This window comes from Rhizobium sp. SYY.PMSO (genome assembly GCF_046840415.1).
Taxonomy (GTDB): domain Bacteria; phylum Pseudomonadota; class Alphaproteobacteria; order Rhizobiales; family Rhizobiaceae; genus Rhizobium.
This window is the reverse complement of sequence record NZ_CP177350.1, coordinates 59,750-76,182: the sequence shown is the minus strand read 5'-3', so window position 1 is coordinate 76,182 and position 16,433 is coordinate 59,750. Positions and strand designations below refer to the sequence as shown.

Sequence of the window (16,433 nt, the reverse complement as noted above, 5' to 3'; positions counted from 1 at the left end):
TCATTTCGTTCACGCGCCCATGAAGCGCGGCTTTCGCTTTTCGACAAAGGCCCGAGCGGCCTCCGCATAGTCGTCCGTCGTATCCATGAACATGTTGAGATCAGTCTCGACCTTCAGAGCCTCCGCCAGCGGCATCCGCTCGCCTCGCGCGATGGATTCCCTCGCGTAGGCGATGCCGAGTGGTGCATTTTCAGAAATGCGCAGGGCCCAGCGGCGCGCCTCATCGATCAAGGCTTGCCGCGGTACGACTGACGTCACCAGCCCCATGCGCAGTGCTTCGGCCGCGTCGATCCGCTCTCCGGTGAAGATCAGCCGCATCGCCTCGCTGCGGCCAATGAGCTGAGGCAGTCGAACCGTGACGCCCATTCCTGGAAAGGTGCCCAGCGCGGTCTCCGGTAGGGCAAAGAGGGCATCATCCGATGCGATGCGCATATCGCATGGGAGCGCCAGCGCCATGCCGCCGCCGAAAGTGTAGCCATGCACCGCCGCGATTGTCGGCATCGACAGTGACTGGATCGCCGAGCAAACATCGCGTCGGTAATGGTGGGCCCTTGCATCGACGGTGGTCGCGATTGGCCGAAACTCCTTGATATCTGCGCCGGCGCAGAAGGCACGCTCGCCGCAACCTGCAAGAATGAGCGCACGGGCGTTGGATCGTGTGACATCCGCGACGGCCTCGTTCAACTCGTCCATCAACTGGCGGCTGAGTGCGTTGAGGACTTTCGGGCGGTTGAGCCAGATTTCCGCAATGCCGCCGTCGTAGATCAGCTCGACACACTCAGCCATCGCCGTCACATCTTCAGCAGACTAGCGAACTCAAGCGCGCTGCAGAGCGCCGCACGCTCTTCGTCCTTGATTGCCAGAAGAGGCGGACGAACAGTGGCGCGCTCCAGAACACCGAGAAGAACCAACGTCTCCTTCATGCGCGTATGCATGTCGATGAATGGCGCCTTGTAGAAGCATTTGGTGAGGGGTCGGAGCTTTTCATGGACCTCACGAGCGGCGAAGAGGTCGCCTTTTTCGACTGCCCCCCACATCTGTCCGAGTTCGGCCGCGATGACGCTTCCACTCCCGGACAAAATTCCCTCGCCGCCGACGGCAAGCGACGATAGAAGCGAAGAGTTGTTCGAGGTCAGTACAGGCACCGGCGGATTGGCTTCGCGGCAGATCTCGATATTGAGCTGGTATGGCACCATGCCCGCACTGCCTTCCTTGATGCCGACGACATAAGGCAATGCCACCAGCTTGCGCAGAGTATCTGGCGTATAGCCGAGCCCGCCGCCCGGGCTGAATTGGAAAAGCACCAATGGGATTTCCGCCTGCTCCGCTATCGTCTGATGCCACAACAGGGGCATTTCGTGGCTGGCGCAGGCGCCATCAGCAAAAATCGGTGGTGGGAAAACGGTGACCGCATCCGCGCCGGCTTGCTTGGCATCCTTGGCATGCGCGACGGCCTCGGTTAGCGAGTCCGTATAGAGACCGGCCAGCACCGGAACACGCCCCTTGACCTGCTCCGTGATGACGCGTGTAACTTCGGCACGCTCTTCACGCGTTAGTGCTGCGACTTCACCGGCATGACCGACACCAAACAGCGCTCCGACACTTTTTACCTTGAGGCAACGATCAACGAGACGGCGCAAGGACGTGTAGTCAATCGAGAGATCATCGAAAAAGGGAGTGAGCAGGGCCGGCACAACGCCGCCGAGTTTTACGCTTCTCATGGTTTTTCCTACCTAGTTGAAAATGCTTTGGTTGCCGCCCGGCGGCGGCCATTTTGATCAGACGACTTTGTCCGCCTTCAGGGCCGCGATGCGTGCTTCATCGAAACCTAGTTCGCGGAGAACCTCATCCGTGTGCTGGCCCACTTCCGGTGCTGCACGGCGCGGATGCCGCTCCAATGGTGCTTCCGACATGGTGATGGGGCTTCGGATGTTATGAAGCGTGCCGAGCCGCGGATGCTGCATCTCGAACATCATCCTGTTGTGTTCCATCTGCGGATCGACGAGAAGCTCCTCATACGTCTTCACCGGTCCGCACCAGATCCCCTTGGCAAGCAGATGGTCCAGCCATTCTTCGGCGGTGCGTGTCATCATGACCGGTTTGACGATGGCATGAAGTTCCTCCCTCCGACTGTAGGCTTCCTCCTTGGTGAATTCGGCGATCGAAGGCTCGTTGAGCGCGTCAGCCAATTGGGCGGTCGAAACGTCGGATATCACGATGCAACCTTCCTTTGTCTCGAACACGCCGTAGGGCGCGCTAGCGCCGGGGCTTGCCAGACCGCACTCGCTGCGAACCTTTTTGATACCATTGGCGCAATCAAAGACATTTTCCGTCTGTAGATGGACGGCCGCATCCATTAGACTGGTATTGATCAGCTGCCCTTTACCGGTCTTTGTCCGGTGGAACAGCGCTGCCGAGATGGCAAAGGCATTAAGGGCCGCCGAATGCAGATCGATGACGGATGCGCCCGTCGGGGTCGGCAGATCGCTTCTCTTGCCAGTCGCGCTGGCAAGCCCGGTCAGTCCTTGAAGTATCAGATCCTGCCCTGGTCTCGACAAATAGGGTCCGGATGGACCGAAGCCGGAGGCCGATAGATAGACGATGCCCGGATTGATCTTCGAAAGCGCCTGATACGCAAGGCCAAGTCTATCCATGACGCCCGGCCGGAAATTCTCGACAACGACATCAGCCGTCGCGACAAGCGCATTGACGATATCCTTGCCTTGCGGCGCCTTCAGATCCAACGTCAGGCTGCGCTGGTTCCGGTGCAGCATATGGAACAGCAGGCTTTCCCCATTCCGCAGCCGATAGGTGCGTTCCAGCGATCCAGTACCGGGGCGCTCGATCTTGATGATGTCTGCGCCTAGGTCACCCAGTAACTGCACGCTGGCCGGTCCCTGCGCCAATTGGGCAAAGCTGATGACCTTCACGCCAGAGAAAGGGAGGCTCGGTTCTGCCTCTGTCATATCTTCCACTCCTCAATGGGAGCCGACCGCCATCGATCGGTCCCTGTCTGCATATGCTAGTTTCCGGAAAACCACTTTTCGTAGGCGGCATTGATCGACTGGCCGTCCTTGCGCAGGTAAGGCCAGTCGTAAGTGAGCGGCTTCACCTCGGGGTGGCCGGCGAGTGTCCAGTCCTTGTACTTCGGATCGACCTTATCGATCGCCAGGGTGTTGGCGGGGCCCTGAGCCACCTGAGCGCTGAGTTTCGCGTTGTTGTTTTTATCGAGGATATAGGCGATGAGCTGCATCGCTTCCTTCGGATGCTTGCTGCCCTTTACGACCGCCATGGATGCCGCCAGCACGATACTCGAATCCCAGGCGAAGCCGAGATTGGCGCCGTCTTCGTTGGCGGCAACGATCGAGCCAGCATCGCAATGGCCGGCCATGACGACTTCCTTGTCGCGTAGGAGCTGCGGGCATTGCGGCCCTTGGGCAAACAAAACCAAATTGCCGGAATCGCGTAGCTTGTTGAGCGCTTCAAACGCTTTGTCGAGTTTATAGGGCACGAGCTGATCGCGCGGAACACCCGCTCCCGTCATTGCGCCCATCAGCACCGTACCTGCTGCCGTCGGGCGTGCAAGCACGCCTCGCTTTCCAGGGAATTTCTGAAGATCGAAGAAATCCTGCCAGGTTTTGGGCGGGTTATCACCGAACTTCGCCTTGTCGTAGGCAAAACCGTTCACCAGCGTGCGCGTGACGATCGTGTAGGTGCTGCGGTTTGAGTCCTGCATAATCTCGTTGCAGGGGACGACTGTGCAGTCGATCTTCTCGAAATAATTCTCAGGGTCTGTCGCGTAGAGATCGCCTTCGTAGAGATCCCAGATGACGTCGCCAGTTTCTCTCATCGCCTTAAGCTTTGCCCACTGCACACCGGTCTGATAGATGACCTCGATATTGGGGTGGGCCTTCATGAACGGTTCTAGCCAGAGCTTCTTCACGGCTTCGCCACTTGCGCCGCCATAACCGACCCAGACGAGGGTAATTTTGTCCTGCGCCATAGCAGGCAGCGCGAGCGTCGCGGTGAGCACCGCTCCGGCCGTGACGGCGGCAATGAGAGATCTGGATATGCGTGCAATCACTAATTTCATTGTTATTCCCCTTTGCTTTGAGTGCTTGTTGCGGTCGGTGCCTTAGCTGCCGTATGAAACCGCGACGGGTAGGTCGCTTTTGCGCAGATCCAGGCTGACGGGATCTCCCGGTCGCCAGGCCTCCGTCGAGTTGCAGCGGCATTCAAGTTCGTGGCCGTCGCCCAGATCGATCATCACGCGCATCTGGCCACCCAGGAATATCGCCTCGCTCACCCGCCCATCGGCCAGATGGATGCAGCCATTGGCAAGTGTTGCGTCCGGTTTTCGCAGCGTCGCCGTCTCGGCCCGAAAAACGGCCGCCACGGACCCGGCAATCGGTCTGTCCGCCGCGATGTTGACGGGAATGACCCATGCCCGATCGCCGACGATGGCCCAGTCCGATCCCTGCCGCTCCAGCCGGCCGCCAAGCAACCGGCCCGCGCCAACGAACGTCGCCGAAAAAGCGGATCTTGGGGTGCGGTATAGCTCGGCCGGCGTGCCTGCCTGTTCGATGCGCCCATTGTTGAACAGAATGACCTGGTCGCTCATGGAGAGCGCCTCCTCCTGATCGTGCGTGACATAGAGAACCGTGCAGCCGAGTTCGCGGGTGATGCGAACGATCTCCCTCTGCAGATGACTGCGCAGGCCGGCATCAAGCGCACTGAGCGGCTCGTCCATCAACAGCACCTTAGGGCTGAAGACGAAGGCTCTGGCGAGCGCGACGCGTTGCTGCTGACCGCCAGACAACTCCGATGGATACCGACCGGCGATGTTCGACAAGCGCACGAGGTCGAGAGCCTCGCCGACGCGCCTGCGGCGCTCCGCCGCGGCTATCTTTCGGAGCTTGAGCGGATACTCAATATTCTTCTCGACGGTCATATGCGGGAACAACGCGTAGCTCTGAAAGACGAAGCCGAGGTCCCGCCTTTCCGCCGAAAGCCGGGTAACGTCGCGCCCGGCGATCTCGACTATGCCCTGATCGGCATCGACAAGACCGCTAACGATGTTGAGCGTTGTCGTCTTCCCGGAACCGGACGGGCCCAGAAAGGTGCAGAAGCTGCCCGGCCCTACGTCAAGCGTGATGTCGTCGACGGCGGTGAATGAGCCGTAATGCTTGCTGACATTGCATACGGCAATCGGTGCACCGGATGGATGGTTGGCTACGGTCATGAGGATGCTCCCGAGCGCAATAGGACATTGGCGGCTTGGCCCGTAGGCACCCGGCGACGTCGAGTTACGACGACCAGAGCGCCCATGAAAAGGATCGCGATGCTGACCGTCGAAAGGAGAACGGCCGCCGTTGCTGAGATTGGGTTGAGAACGTTTTGCATCTCGCCCCAGAGCTTGAGAGGAAAAGGTTGGACACGGGCTGTGCCAAGCATCAAGGCACCGACGACGTCGTCCCAGGAGTGAAGAAACGCCAGAACCGCACCGCCAATGATGCCGACCGAGATAAGCGGCAACGTAATGGTGACCAGCGCCTTGCCAAAGCTTGCGCCCATGGTTCGTGCCGCCGCTTCCAGTCGCGGATCGAGGCTGCGGCTAGCCGAGACCACGGTAATAACGACATACGAAACCCCGACGGTGGTATGAGCCACCACGAGCGGTATCATCGAGTCGAGAACCTTCAGCATCGCGAAGACGAAGTAGAAGCCGACTGCGAGACTGATTGCAGGAAGGATCAACGGGGTTGCCACCAGCGCCTGAATCGAAACGTGCTGGCCGATCGCTCCCCGTGCCAGACCGAGACCGAGAGGCACGCCGAGTAGCAGTGAGAGCAGAACCGTCACAAATCCGATCATCAGGCTGGTCGTGATCGATTGCGTCCACACAGGATCGGACAGCAACGCCGATAACCATCGTGTCGAATAGGCGGGTGGTGGAAAGGTCATGCTGTTGGCATCGGAGAACCCGAGCATCGCCACCACGACGAGTGGTGCCCATAAGAAGACGTTGACCACGATCAGCAGGACCCATCCGGAGGGGCCGAGGCGGACAGTCATGATGACCTCCGATCGCTCATAGAGCGGTTGCACAGGTTAATGAGGAGAAGACCCAGCAGCGTGATCAGAACCAGCGTTGTCGACATCGCAGACGCGGCACCGAAATTCCCGTACTCAGATTGCGTCATGATCGATGCGCTAATCATCTGCCGCGACGGATTGCCAAGCAGAGCCGGCGTGGCGTAAAAGCTCAGTCCGAGAATGAAGATGAGCCCGCAACCGGTGAGAATACCGGCGCGCGTGGCGGGGACGAAGATCTGCCAAAATGCCCGGATCCGGCTGGCACCAAGGCTGCGTGCAGCAGAGACCGTCGCAAGGTCGACACGCTGCATCGAAGCATAAAGCACGAGGATCATATGCGGCAAAAGCACGTGGCTTGTCCCGATGATCGCACCGAGGTCGTTGCGCATCAGCTTCAGCGGCTGGTCGATGATGCCGGCGGAGATCAGCAACTTGTTGATGACGCCATTGGTCTGCAGCAACTCGATCCAGGCGAAGGCACGCGCCACCGAGCTGGTCGCGAACTGCACTGCGAGAAACAGCATGAGATAGATCTTGAGTGCCTTCGGTCCGACGCGCATTGCGTATGCATAGGCGTATCCGCCGATCAGAGTGACAATCACGACGATCGCAGATGCCTGGAACGTGTTGAGCAAAATGACGAGCGAGCGCCATTCGATGAGTCGTGCGTAGTTTTCGGGCCCAGGATCGGTCAGGCTGCGGTTGATCGTAAACAAGAGGGCAGCACCGAACCCAGCGACGATGAATAGAATTCCTGGCAAGGCGCCCCATGACCACGGGTCGCTCCAGCGCCTTCGCGCCGTATGCACCATAACTGTACCCCTGGAGTTTGCTTTAGCAACTTTTCCGTTTTTCGGAATTGTAATTCCGTTAAATGGAAGATAGACAGGTGTTGTGATGGCTGTCAAGGCGATTATTTGAAGACCGCGTAACGACCGCGTAGAAGGACACTTCGGGGCGGCGAAAATGGTGCATCTGGAATGGGGGACGTATGGAAAAGCAGAGTGACACAACCGAAGGGTCGGCCCCGTTGACGCGAGCCGCTCAGATCGTGGATATTGTCGCCGCGAACAGGGGCGGATTGACTTTAAAAAAGATCAGTGAAGCCGTCGGGCTTGCGCCGTCGACGACCCATCGGATGGTCAACAGTCTCGTTGCTGTCGGATACCTGGCATCACGAGAAGAAGAAAAGACTTATGACCTCGGTCAGCGATTGATTCGCGTCATGCATATGGCATTCGGATCACGGAACATCCAGACGCTGTCCGACCCGGTTCTCACACGCTTACTTCGACAGTTCGGCCAGGTTTCGTATGTCAATCAGCTCGTGGGCAGCAAGGTTCGACTGGTCGCCTTCGCGACACCCGAACGGATGGATCGGACGCTCGTCGTACCGGGCGAAGCCTCGCCGATCCACGCGACCGCATCGGGCAAAGCTATTTTCGCGTTTCAGGATCCCGCAATTGTCGATCGGGAGCTTTCCTTGCCGCTGCAAAAGTATCTTCCGAACACGATTGTCGATCCCGCGGCAATCCGAGAGGAACTGGCGAAGGTGCGAAACAACGGCTACGCCATAACCAAATCGGAGTTCGATCTCGGCGTGACTGCAATCGCGGTTCCGATTGAGATCCCCAACGCTGGCGTGGTATTTTCTATCGGAATGACTGGTTTCGAGAACCAGCTGTTTTCAAATGCCACGCTTGAGCAATACGTGCACGCACTCACAGGGGCTGCAGAGGAATTGAAGCCGGCGCTGTCCTTTGTCGGTCATGCAGAGTCGTAGGATTCTGAGCTGTCAGATACTGCTGCTGTCGCACACGTTTTCCATGAGGATTGAACCAACTCGCAAACGTGGCAGGCGGGAAGCTAATTCTGCCGCTCAGGAACGTGCACGATCAGTCCGTCTAAGTCCTTGCTGACTTTCAATTGACACGTCAGCCGGCTACGAGAGGCATCCGGTTCCCAGGCGAATTCGATCATATCCTGCTCGATCCTATCGGGAGCAGGGAGCTTGCCGACCCAGTCTCCATCGACATAAACGTGGCAGGTAGAACAGGCGCAAGCACCACCACAGTCGGCGACGATGCCGGGGATATCGTTGTCGCGCGCGCCTTCCATTACCGAACGCCCAACCTCTACATCGATATCGCGGCGACTTCCATCGGCCAGAACGTAAATGATCAAGGTCATGGGCGGGGTCCTTTCTGGTCAGTGTGAACTGGCTCGCCGAGAGTGGCGAATAGTGACGCCGAGATCCGGATGCCGTTCATGAAACAGTCGATGGTGATGTTCTCGTTCGGCGCGTGGTTGGCTTCATCCGCATTGGCAAAAGGTAGTAGGAAGGTCGGCAGGCCGAGAATGGTGGAAAACACGTGGGTCGGCAACGTCGCGCCGAGACTTGTCTGTATCAACGGCTCGCTGCCATATACTGCCCTGACGGCTTCTATCAGATGGACGGCATAGGGGGAGTCGATTGGCGTCTTGGCTGGCGGCGTCCCCTGCTTCGGTCGGAATTCTACATCGGGCCCAAATGACTGGACATGATCAGCCACGCAACGCATCACGTGTTCGGGCGTCTGCTCCGCTACGAGCCTGATATCGCATTTGGCAAAGGCCGTTGCCGGAATGACAGCCTTGGTGCCTTCGCCCTCATAGCCGCCATGCAGTCCGTTGATGGTGAGTGTCGGATGAAACATTAGCCTGTCGTAATAAGGCCGATTCTCTGGCCGATCGATTGCACGGAAGCCGAGCGTTGCCTGAACCGACTCGAGATCGACCGGCAGGGCATCGGTGGCAGCACGCTCGCGACTGGTTGGCGCAACGACTTCGTCCTGCAAACCGGCGATAGTAATGAGCCCATCCGCATTCCTCATTGTGCCGAGCAGATGGACGAGCGACCAAATGGCGTTTGGCATTACGCCGCCAAAATTGCCAGAATGCGCATCTCGGCTGCCCGTTCGAGCATACAGTTCGAAGGAGACGAAGCCGCGATTGCCGAAACAGATGACGGGCTTGCCGCTCTCGTGCAGATGCCCGTCAGAAATCACCACGAAATCGGCCGTCAGCCTGTCGCGATTGTCGCGCACGAAACTGGCAAGGCTCGGACTTCCGACCTCCTCCTCGCCTTCCAGCATCACGATGACGTTGCACGGAAAACTGCCATGGACGGTGAGCCACGCTTCAAGCGCCAGTATATGGGCGAAGTGCTGGGCCTTGTTGTCGCCGACACCGCGCGCGTAAATGCGACCATCACGGATAGTCGGCTCGAAGGGCGGACTCAGCCAGGCGTCGTAAGGCTCCGGCGGCTGCACGTCGTAATGGCCGTAGACGAGGACGGTAGGCTTGCCGGGAATGAGGTCATGCCAAGCAAGGATGCAGGGAAAGCCGCCGGTCGGCAAGAGCTCGGCCTGCATGCCGAGTTTTTCCGAGATGATGCCGCAGGCAAGCCTCGCCGCCTCGTCCATGCCGATGCGCTGCGCGCTGATGCTCGGCTGCCGGACATAGTCGAGCAAGCGGGCGACATAGCTCTCGACCTGGGTATCGACATAGGTAAGGACCGCCTCAAGGTCGCTCATCGCACAAATCCGAGATCGGCACGCGGATCGCGGCGCGCGATCCGCTTCAGCAGTAGCTCGACCTCAGCCTTGCCGGCAGGGCTGAGCGCCGGACCGGGACGGCGCTGGGCTCCGCTGGCAAGCACACCGCGCCGATGCAGCACGTATTTGCGGGCGGCAAGCCCGAGTCCCGGTTGCTGCTCGTAGCGCACCAGCGGCAGATGCACGTCGAAGATATCCATCGCCGCCTCGAGCTCACCTTGTCGCGAAAGCTTGACGACATCGACCAGCATTTCGGGGAAAGCATAGCCCGTCATTGCACCATCCGCGCCGCGAGCCATTTCCAGGTCCAGGAAAGCGCCGCCATTTCCGCACAGGATCGAGATCGGTCGTAACGAACCGTCGGCCTGCCAAGCGCGCAGTTGGGTGATCTTGTCGAGGCCCGGCCAATCTTCATGCTTGAGCATCACGCAGGCGGGATTGTCGTTGACGATGCGCCGGATGACGGCCGGCGACATCATCACGGACTGGGCCAGTGGAAAATCCTGGATGACGAAGCGAATGCCGCGGCCGATCGCATCCGAGACATTGGCGTAGTAGTCGACGATCTGGTCGTCTGTCCTGAGGCTCGCTGACGGCGCCAACATGACGCCGGCCGCACCGAGCGTCATCGCCTCTTGTGCCAGTCGCTGCATCGGCGCAAAGCCCGGCGCCGAGACACCAACCACGACGGGCACGCTGCTGTGCGCCATGAAGCGGCGGACAACCTCGGTTGCTTCCGCGGCATCGAGCTTCTGGGCCTCGCCCATCATGCCGAGAACGGTGAGGCCGCAGGCGCCGGCCTCAGCGTAGAAATCACAGAGCCTGCCAATCCCGTCGAAATCGATCCGACCGTCGTCATGGAAGGGAGTGACCGAGATGGCATACACGCCCTTGGTTTGGTTTATCGTCATGACGCGTCCTTCAGAACAATTCGGCGCCAAAATTGCGAGCGCTGTCCATTTCGAGCGGCAACTTTCCGGTCGGGATGGCCGCCTCGCCAGCGGCTCTCGCCAGAAACTGTCCCGAACCGGCCACCGCATGCAACTTGCCATCAGCCACGATTACCTCGCCGCGGCGAATTACCGTTTCCGGCCAGCCCTTGACCGTACGGCCGGCGAACGGGGTGAACCGCGAGAGATCGCGCACTGCCGCGTCGCTTAAGGTCACCGTCTTCTCCGGATCCCAGATCGCAATGTCGGCATCACCTCCGATAGCGATGCTGCCCTTTCTCGGCGCGAGCCCGTAGATCCTGGCCGGCTCGCTCGCCGTCCAGCGCACGAAGTCCTGCACGGAAAACCGGCCGCTCGATACCATCGCGTCGAACATCAGCGGCAGACGCGCCTCGATGCCGGGAACCCCGCTGACCACCTGTTTAAAATTCGGTATCGCGGCATAGCGGAGCTTACCGGTCTCGTCGAAGGCATAGGGCGAGTGATCTGATGAGATGATCTGCAGATCGCCGAGCGACAGCGCCTGCCATAAGGCATCCGCATCCCCCGTCTCGCGCGCCGGCGGCGAGAACATGAACTTGGTCGCCTCGTTCCCGGGTCGATCGAGATCCTGGCGCGTGAGGAACAGATATTGCGGGCAAGTCTCGGCGAATACCTTCTGGCCACGGCCGCGCGCCTCGCGGATGACGGCACAACCTTCCGCCGTCGAGACGTGGTAGACCATAACAGGCTGGTTGACGAGTTCGGCCAACGTCAAAAAGCGGTAAATCGCCTCGCGTTCGGCCAGCCGCGCATGGGCAAGGGCATGGTAGCGCCCATGCTCGTAGCCGCGCTTGAGAAGCCGGTTGGTCATCCAGGTGATCATTCCATGGTTCTCGGCATGTGCCATAACGAAAGCGGCGTTCTCGCGGGCCCTCATCAGGATCTCAAGAATGCGCTCGTCGTCAACCTTCACCCTATCATAGGTCATAAAGATCTTCAGCGACGAATGGCCTGCCTTGACCAGATCCGGCAGTTCGTCGGTCAGCACAGCCTCGGTCGGATCGCCGAGGATCATGTGAAAGGCATAGTCGATGACCGCACCGGACTTCGCCACCCTATGATAGTCCTCGACCACTCGGGCAAGACTCTGCCCGGTGTTTTGGGCAGCGAAGCTTATGACGCTGGTGGTGCCGCCGAAGGCTGCCGCCGTTGTGGCCGACAGGAAAGTGTCGGAATTTATGAAGCCGCCCGACGACATCTGTTCGATATGCGTATGACTGTCGACGCCACCTGGCAGTACCAACCTTCTGCCCGCATCAATCGTCCTGCGCCCCTCAGGTAGATCGGAGCCGAGAGCAACAATGCGGCCGTTCAGCACCCCAACATCGGCTTTGAAACAATCACTGGCCGTTGCGACTGTACCGCCGCGGATCACCAAATCGAACACATCACTCATCAAATGCTTCCTTCAAAAAACTGTGAGGGAAAATCCTGCATCCTAGCCGGCGACGATCGGAATGCGCCCGGGATCGCACATAATAGCCTCAATGACACGGTGGTTGGTTTCCTGCGTTTCCTGAAGGCAGATCGCCACAGCTCGATCGACGTCACGGCGACGCAACGCATCGATAAGCTCAAGATGAGTCTCTTCTAGATGCCCGACCGGCCACGATACGATTCCGAGATTGAAAAGACGTTCGGACTCATCGAGTATCCGCGCCAACATAGAAACAATTCGGTGGTTCCCAGTTAACCGGGCAACTCCGAGATGGAAAGCCCTGTTCAGTCCGATCAGCTCGGCGGCCTCAGTCGGCGTCGGCCTCGGCAGGCGCGCGATCACCTCCAGTGAACCGATCGCTTGGTCCGACGCGTCCGCAATCAACATCCGCACGACACCGGATTCAAGAAGAAACCGGGCGTCTCCGAGTGACTTGAAATCGCTGAGACTGATCGGCGTCACCTGATAGCTGCGGCCATTGGCCGGTGATACGAGACCCTCCTGCCGCAGACGCGACAAGGCATCGCGAACGGGCGTTGGACTGACCGAATATTCACGCGCCAGCGCGACCTCGGACACCGACGTGCCGGGCGCAAGCTCGCAAGAAATGATTCGACGGCGCAACTCCCCGTAAATCTGCGCCCATCGCGCCTGCGGCACCTCTGTCTCGATTTCCATGCCGACCTTTTGCATTTCGACCTTCATCTGGCCTCCAACCATTCATACCTCCCGCATTGCAGCATTTTCCGAAATAACCGATCACTACAGCGTTGACATAAAACCGCTGTAGTGATTACCATACTGGCCACGATAGTCCAGTAGGGAGTGATACCAAGCGGCATTTTCGAAAAAAATTAGTTGTTTACGGGCACTCAGTCATAACAAGGGGAACGGCATGCCTGCCAAACATACGCTTCTGACATCTTCGATTTTCGTTGCGGCCGCGCTGTTCGGTACCTCCGCTTCCGCACAGTCAAAACCGTCGACAAGCTGCGCGACAACCGGCGGCACCATGGTCGTCGCCATGCCGGCCGACATCCTGCGAAGCGACCCAACACTCGCCTCGGACACGCAGATCTGGTATATCGCTGGTAATGTGCTGCAAGGCCTGATGGGACCGAAACCCGGTCAAGTCGCCGAGCTCGAGCCGGTGCTGGCCAAGTCGCTTCCCGATATCAGCGCCGACGGCACGGTCTACAAGTTTCAGCTGCGCGAGGGCGTGACGTTCCACGACGGTACGCCGTTCAACGCCGCCGCCGTCAAGTATAATTTCGACCGCTGGACATCGCTTCCCAAAGAGCTGCAGCCCTATGCCCCTTATACGGCGGCGACGATCGGGTTCGGCGCAAACAGCATCATTAGCGCGGTCAAGGTCACCGGCGACTATTCCGTCGAAATCGATTTGAAGAAGCCGAACTCTTCATTCCTCGACTATCTGGCACTGGCCGGCTTCTCGATCGCCAGCCCGACGGCCCTGAAGGCGGGCGGCGCGGATAATACGGTAACCGACATCAGCAAAATCCCGTTTGCGCAGGGCGGTCCGACCGCACTTGTCGGAACCGGCCCGTTCAAATTCAAGGAATGGGCAAAGGGCGATCATTTGACAATCACGCGCAATGACAAATACTGGGACAAGGCCGGCATTCCCTGCCTCGATCAGGTCGTGTTCCGGCCGATTTCGAACCCGGCAACGGTCCTGAACGGCCTACAGGCCGGCGATATCGACGTCGCTTTTCAGGTTGGCCCGGGCGATGTGCCGATCATCAAGGCCAATCCGAAGCTCCAGATCGTCGAGCGCGGTGACAGCTGCAACATGTTCCAGCTGGCACTCAATAACGAGGTCTTCCCGTTCAACGACCCGAGGGTTCGCCGGGCGATCGCCTACGCCATCGACAAGGACGGGCTGATCGACGGCTTCTATGGCGGCTATGCCGACGCAGCAGACGGTTTTCTGCCGCCGGCCTTCCAATATGCCAAGCTGCTCGGCCTGCCGAAATACGACCCGGAAAAGGCCAAGAAGCTGCTCGCCGAGACGGGATATACGCCCGATCAGCTAAAGATCCAATTCTGGTATCCATCGAATGTCGTCCGCCCCTACATGCCGGATGCCAGTGGCGAATTCCAGGCGATTGCAGCAAATCTGGAAGCCGTCGGCTTTAAGGTGGAGCCCAAGTCCGACATCTGGTCGCCGAACTATCTCGACGCCTATGTGACCGGCAGATATCCGATGTATCTGATGGGCACGATCTGCCAGTGGGCGAGCGCCGACAACTTCCTGCTGGTGAACTATTTCGGCTATGTGGATGGCAAGCCGCGCAAGCAGTGGAACTACAAGAACGACGCTCTGCAGGCGAAGATGGAGCAGGCGCTCGCCGCGCCGAACACCCAGGACGCAACCAAGTTCTGGGGCGAAGCGCAGGACATGCTCGGCAAGGATCTACCGATCATCCCGCTCGTCAATGCCAAGCCTCCAGCCGCCGCACAGACCCGCGTCAGGGGTTTCGTCAGTTCCGGCAATCTCCGGGAGCAGATGAACACCGTCTGGCTCGCCAAAAACTGAACCGAATAGGATTTCGACATGATTGCTCCGATTGAAATCGTTCCCGGCCGGATTTATCGGCTGGGGGGATCGGTGAAGCTGAACAACAACGTATCGTGGGTGCCTGCCCATGTGCGCGGATACCAGCCTCAGAACTGTTATCTCGTGGTTGAAAGCGATCGCGCCACCCTGATCGACACCGGCATTGCCGCTCACAAGCACATCATCACCGAGCAGTTGCTCCAGGTGCTTCCGAAAGGTATTCCGCTAACGGTCTTCCTGACGCGCTCCGAATATGACTGCATCGGCTCGCTGGCGGAAATCCAGAAGCATGTGCGGGTCGAGCGTCTGCTGGCCGGCGGATCGGTGAACCCGTTCGACGCCTTCGACGCCGTCATCGAGCTTGAGGGAACCTGGGACAACCGCATCCAGCTCGGGCGCAACCCGGTCGGCGGTGCGTCGACGCTGGAAACATCCGACCAGCTCGAGACGATTACACCGGCGCTGCGGCTTCTCGTTACCTTCTGGGTCTATGACAAGGTCTCGAAGACCTTCTTCTCCTCGGATCTCTTCGGTCATACGGTCACGGCCAACGAGGACGACTCCGTCATCATCGACGCCGGTCAGGCCGATACGACCACGCCGACGGGCGTGCGCGAACATATGGAATCCAAGTTCCACTGGCTACCGTATTCCGTTCCCGACGGCGTCCCGGCGCGCGACCTCAGAAAGCTGTTCGCCGAACGCGAGATCGAAAATATCGCGCCGTCGCATGGATTGGTCCTGCGCGGCAAGGAAGTGGTCCAGCGCCACTTCGACCATGTCATCACCCTACTCGACAATCCCTGGGGGACTGCGGCATGAGCATCGAGGCTTCCGGCCGCCCGCGCGAGATCGCGCCGGGCATTCATCTTCTGGGCATATGCCATGTCTATCAGAATGACGTGCGTTTCCCGTTCGTCAACGGCAAGCCGATCCATCTGCATCTGTCGAACTACGTCATCAAGGGTACGGAGAAGACCGTCCTCATCGACACCGGCGAACCCGCCGGTTGGCAGATCGTCTCCGAGCAGCTCGACCAGATCCTCGGCGACCGCAAGCTCGACTACCTCTTCTCGACGCATCCCGAATTCCTGCATTCGGCCAATCTGGCGCGCATCATGCAGAAATATCCCGAATGCATGCTCGTGGGCGACGTGCGCGACTACGACATGTATTTTCCGGGGCTGACGAACAGGTTTGCGCCGATGCCGCTACGCAGCGTGCTGGATCTCGGCGGCGGCTACGAATTCGTCATCCTCGAAGCGTCGATCAAGGACCTGCCGAGCACCACCTGGGGCTACGAGAAGAAGAACAAGGTGCTATTCTCGGCCGATGCCTTCCAGTTCGCGCATGTCCATGCCAGCATACCGGGGCTCGACTGGACCGAGTTCCACACCGAGCAGGAATGTTCGATGACCACGGAAGAACTCCCCGGCGGCGGCGGCCAGGTCAAGGACAATGCCGCCTTCATCTTCCGCGCGGCGCTCTACTGGCTGCGCTATATCGATCCGCAACCGCTGTTCGATCGCGTCGAAGCCCTGTTCAAGGAATTTCCGCCGCGCATCATCTGCCCCGCGCATGGACATGTGATCATGAACCCGCACGATATCGTGCCGATCATCGAGGCCGAAATGGAATCCATCAGCGGCACCAGCGGAACCTCCAAGGACCGTCCGCTGACCGAGGCCGACACCAAGGCGGCGGCCGACCACGGCGCCCAGCAGGTCTAA

At 59.4% G+C, this 16,433-nt stretch carries 16 protein-coding genes; 4 read left to right on the top strand and 12 right to left on the bottom strand.

Features of this window, described 5'->3' with window-relative positions; all coding sequences use genetic code 11:
* Positions 1-9: 9 nt before the first annotated feature.
* The 7 genes from ACJJVH_RS18580 to ACJJVH_RS18550 all read right to left on the bottom strand — a co-directional run bounded on the left by ACJJVH_RS18580 (position 10) and on the right by ACJJVH_RS18550 (position 6,908).
* The gene (locus ACJJVH_RS18580; RefSeq protein WP_412065678.1) at positions 10-786 is read right to left on the bottom strand and encodes an enoyl-CoA hydratase/isomerase family protein; all 777 of its coding nucleotides are present in this window, start codon (positions 784-786) and stop codon (positions 10-12) included.
* A gap of 5 nt (positions 787-791) precedes the next feature.
* The gene (locus tag ACJJVH_RS18575; protein ID WP_412065677.1) at positions 792-1,694 is read right to left on the bottom strand and encodes a dihydrodipicolinate synthase family protein; all 903 of its coding nucleotides are present in this window, start codon (positions 1,692-1,694) and stop codon (positions 792-794) included.
* A gap of 84 nt (positions 1,695-1,778) precedes the next feature.
* Positions 1,779-2,966, bottom strand: coding sequence for a CaiB/BaiF CoA transferase family protein (locus tag ACJJVH_RS18570; protein WP_412065676.1), 1,188 nt, complete (start codon positions 2,964-2,966; stop codon positions 1,779-1,781).
* Between the two features lie 56 nt (positions 2,967-3,022).
* Positions 3,023-4,093: an extracellular solute-binding protein gene (locus ACJJVH_RS18565; RefSeq protein ID WP_412065675.1), complete on the bottom strand. Its 1,071-nt coding sequence runs from the start codon at positions 4,091-4,093 to the stop codon at positions 3,023-3,025.
* A 42-nt stretch (positions 4,094-4,135) separates the two neighbouring features.
* Positions 4,136-5,242, bottom strand: a complete 1,107-nt coding sequence (locus tag ACJJVH_RS18560; protein WP_412065674.1) for an ABC transporter ATP-binding protein — start codon at positions 5,240-5,242, stop codon at positions 4,136-4,138.
* Positions 5,239-6,075, bottom strand: coding sequence for an ABC transporter permease (locus ACJJVH_RS18555; protein WP_412065673.1), 837 nt, complete (start codon positions 6,073-6,075; stop codon positions 5,239-5,241). Before ACJJVH_RS18555 ends, ACJJVH_RS18560 begins: the two co-directional genes overlap by 4 nt.
* Entirely contained in the window at positions 6,072-6,908 is an 837-nt protein-coding gene (locus ACJJVH_RS18550; protein ID WP_412065672.1) for an ABC transporter permease, read from the bottom strand. The genes ACJJVH_RS18555 and ACJJVH_RS18550 overlap by 4 nt, the downstream gene beginning before the upstream one ends.
* Positions 6,909-7,087: 179 nt before the next feature.
* Between ACJJVH_RS18550 and ACJJVH_RS18545 the strand changes: the two genes are divergently transcribed.
* Complete coding sequence (locus tag ACJJVH_RS18545) at positions 7,088-7,879, top strand: IclR family transcriptional regulator (protein WP_412065671.1); 792 nt, start codon at positions 7,088-7,090, stop codon at positions 7,877-7,879.
* An 83-nt stretch (positions 7,880-7,962) separates the two neighbouring features.
* Here the strand turns inward: ACJJVH_RS18545 and ACJJVH_RS18540 are convergent, their stop codons facing one another.
* The 5 genes from ACJJVH_RS18540 to ACJJVH_RS18520 are packed head-to-tail and all read right to left on the bottom strand — an operon-like array spanning position 7,963 to position 12,827.
* Positions 7,963-8,286, bottom strand: coding sequence for a 2Fe-2S iron-sulfur cluster-binding protein (locus tag ACJJVH_RS18540; protein WP_412065670.1), 324 nt, complete (start codon positions 8,284-8,286; stop codon positions 7,963-7,965).
* On the bottom strand, positions 8,283-9,671 hold the full coding sequence (locus ACJJVH_RS18535) for a M20/M25/M40 family metallo-hydrolase (protein WP_412065669.1): 1,389 nt from the start codon (positions 9,669-9,671) through the stop codon (positions 8,283-8,285). Before ACJJVH_RS18535 ends, ACJJVH_RS18540 begins: the two co-directional genes overlap by 4 nt.
* Positions 9,668-10,603 carry a dihydrodipicolinate synthase family protein gene (locus tag ACJJVH_RS18530; protein ID WP_412065668.1) on the bottom strand — a complete coding sequence of 312 codons (936 nt, stop codon included), beginning with the start codon at positions 10,601-10,603 and terminating at the stop codon, positions 9,668-9,670. Before ACJJVH_RS18530 ends, ACJJVH_RS18535 begins: the two co-directional genes overlap by 4 nt.
* A gap of 10 nt (positions 10,604-10,613) precedes the next feature.
* The gene (gene hydA / locus ACJJVH_RS18525; protein ID WP_412065667.1) at positions 10,614-12,083 is read right to left on the bottom strand and encodes a dihydropyrimidinase; all 1,470 of its coding nucleotides are present in this window, start codon (positions 12,081-12,083) and stop codon (positions 10,614-10,616) included.
* A gap of 39 nt (positions 12,084-12,122) precedes the next feature.
* Positions 12,123-12,827: a GntR family transcriptional regulator gene (locus ACJJVH_RS18520; RefSeq protein WP_412065666.1), complete on the bottom strand. Its 705-nt coding sequence runs from the start codon at positions 12,825-12,827 to the stop codon at positions 12,123-12,125.
* A gap of 190 nt (positions 12,828-13,017) precedes the next feature.
* Here ACJJVH_RS18520 and ACJJVH_RS18515 point away from each other — a divergent pair, with 190 nt between their 5' ends.
* The 3 genes from ACJJVH_RS18515 to ACJJVH_RS18505 are packed head-to-tail and all read left to right on the top strand — an operon-like array spanning position 13,018 to position 16,433.
* Positions 13,018-14,682, top strand: coding sequence for an ABC transporter substrate-binding protein (locus ACJJVH_RS18515; RefSeq protein ID WP_412065665.1), 1,665 nt, complete (start codon positions 13,018-13,020; stop codon positions 14,680-14,682).
* Between the two features lie 18 nt (positions 14,683-14,700).
* Positions 14,701-15,525 carry a hypothetical protein gene (locus ACJJVH_RS18510; protein WP_412065664.1) on the top strand — a complete coding sequence of 275 codons (825 nt, stop codon included), beginning with the start codon at positions 14,701-14,703 and terminating at the stop codon, positions 15,523-15,525.
* Positions 15,522-16,433, top strand: coding sequence for a hypothetical protein (locus tag ACJJVH_RS18505; protein ID WP_412065663.1), 912 nt, complete (start codon positions 15,522-15,524; stop codon positions 16,431-16,433). The genes ACJJVH_RS18510 and ACJJVH_RS18505 overlap by 4 nt, the downstream gene beginning before the upstream one ends.

What these genes read in the sequence shown, in the direction of transcription:
- ACJJVH_RS18560 (WP_412065674.1), bottom strand. Translation starts at nt 5,242, where the DNA reads ATGACCGTAGCCAACCATCCATCCGGTGCACCGATTGCCGTATGCAAT.
- ACJJVH_RS18580 (WP_412065678.1), bottom strand. Translation starts at nt 786, where the DNA reads ATGGCTGAGTGTGTCGAGCTGATCTACGACGGCGGCATTGCGGAAATC.
- ACJJVH_RS18535 (WP_412065669.1), bottom strand. Translation starts at nt 9,671, where the DNA reads ATGAGCGACCTTGAGGCGGTCCTTACCTATGTCGATACCCAGGTCGAG.
- ACJJVH_RS18515 (WP_412065665.1), top strand. Translation starts at nt 13,018, where the DNA reads ATGCCTGCCAAACATACGCTTCTGACATCTTCGATTTTCGTTGCGGCC.
- ACJJVH_RS18545 (WP_412065671.1), top strand. Translation starts at nt 7,088, where the DNA reads ATGGAAAAGCAGAGTGACACAACCGAAGGGTCGGCCCCGTTGACGCGA.
- ACJJVH_RS18520 (WP_412065666.1), bottom strand. Translation starts at nt 12,827, where the DNA reads ATGAAGGTCGAAATGCAAAAGGTCGGCATGGAAATCGAGACAGAGGTG.
- ACJJVH_RS18550 (WP_412065672.1), bottom strand. Translation starts at nt 6,908, where the DNA reads ATGGTGCATACGGCGCGAAGGCGCTGGAGCGACCCGTGGTCATGGGGC.
- ACJJVH_RS18540 (WP_412065670.1), bottom strand. Translation starts at nt 8,286, where the DNA reads ATGACCTTGATCATTTACGTTCTGGCCGATGGAAGTCGCCGCGATATC.
- ACJJVH_RS18565 (WP_412065675.1), bottom strand. Translation starts at nt 4,093, where the DNA reads ATGAAATTAGTGATTGCACGCATATCCAGATCTCTCATTGCCGCCGTC.
- ACJJVH_RS18510 (WP_412065664.1), top strand. Translation starts at nt 14,701, where the DNA reads ATGATTGCTCCGATTGAAATCGTTCCCGGCCGGATTTATCGGCTGGGG.
- ACJJVH_RS18555 (WP_412065673.1), bottom strand. Translation starts at nt 6,075, where the DNA reads ATGACTGTCCGCCTCGGCCCCTCCGGATGGGTCCTGCTGATCGTGGTC.
- ACJJVH_RS18505 (WP_412065663.1), top strand. Translation starts at nt 15,522, where the DNA reads ATGAGCATCGAGGCTTCCGGCCGCCCGCGCGAGATCGCGCCGGGCATT.
- ACJJVH_RS18570 (WP_412065676.1), bottom strand. Translation starts at nt 2,966, where the DNA reads ATGACAGAGGCAGAACCGAGCCTCCCTTTCTCTGGCGTGAAGGTCATC.
- ACJJVH_RS18530 (WP_412065668.1), bottom strand. Translation starts at nt 10,603, where the DNA reads ATGACGATAAACCAAACCAAGGGCGTGTATGCCATCTCGGTCACTCCC.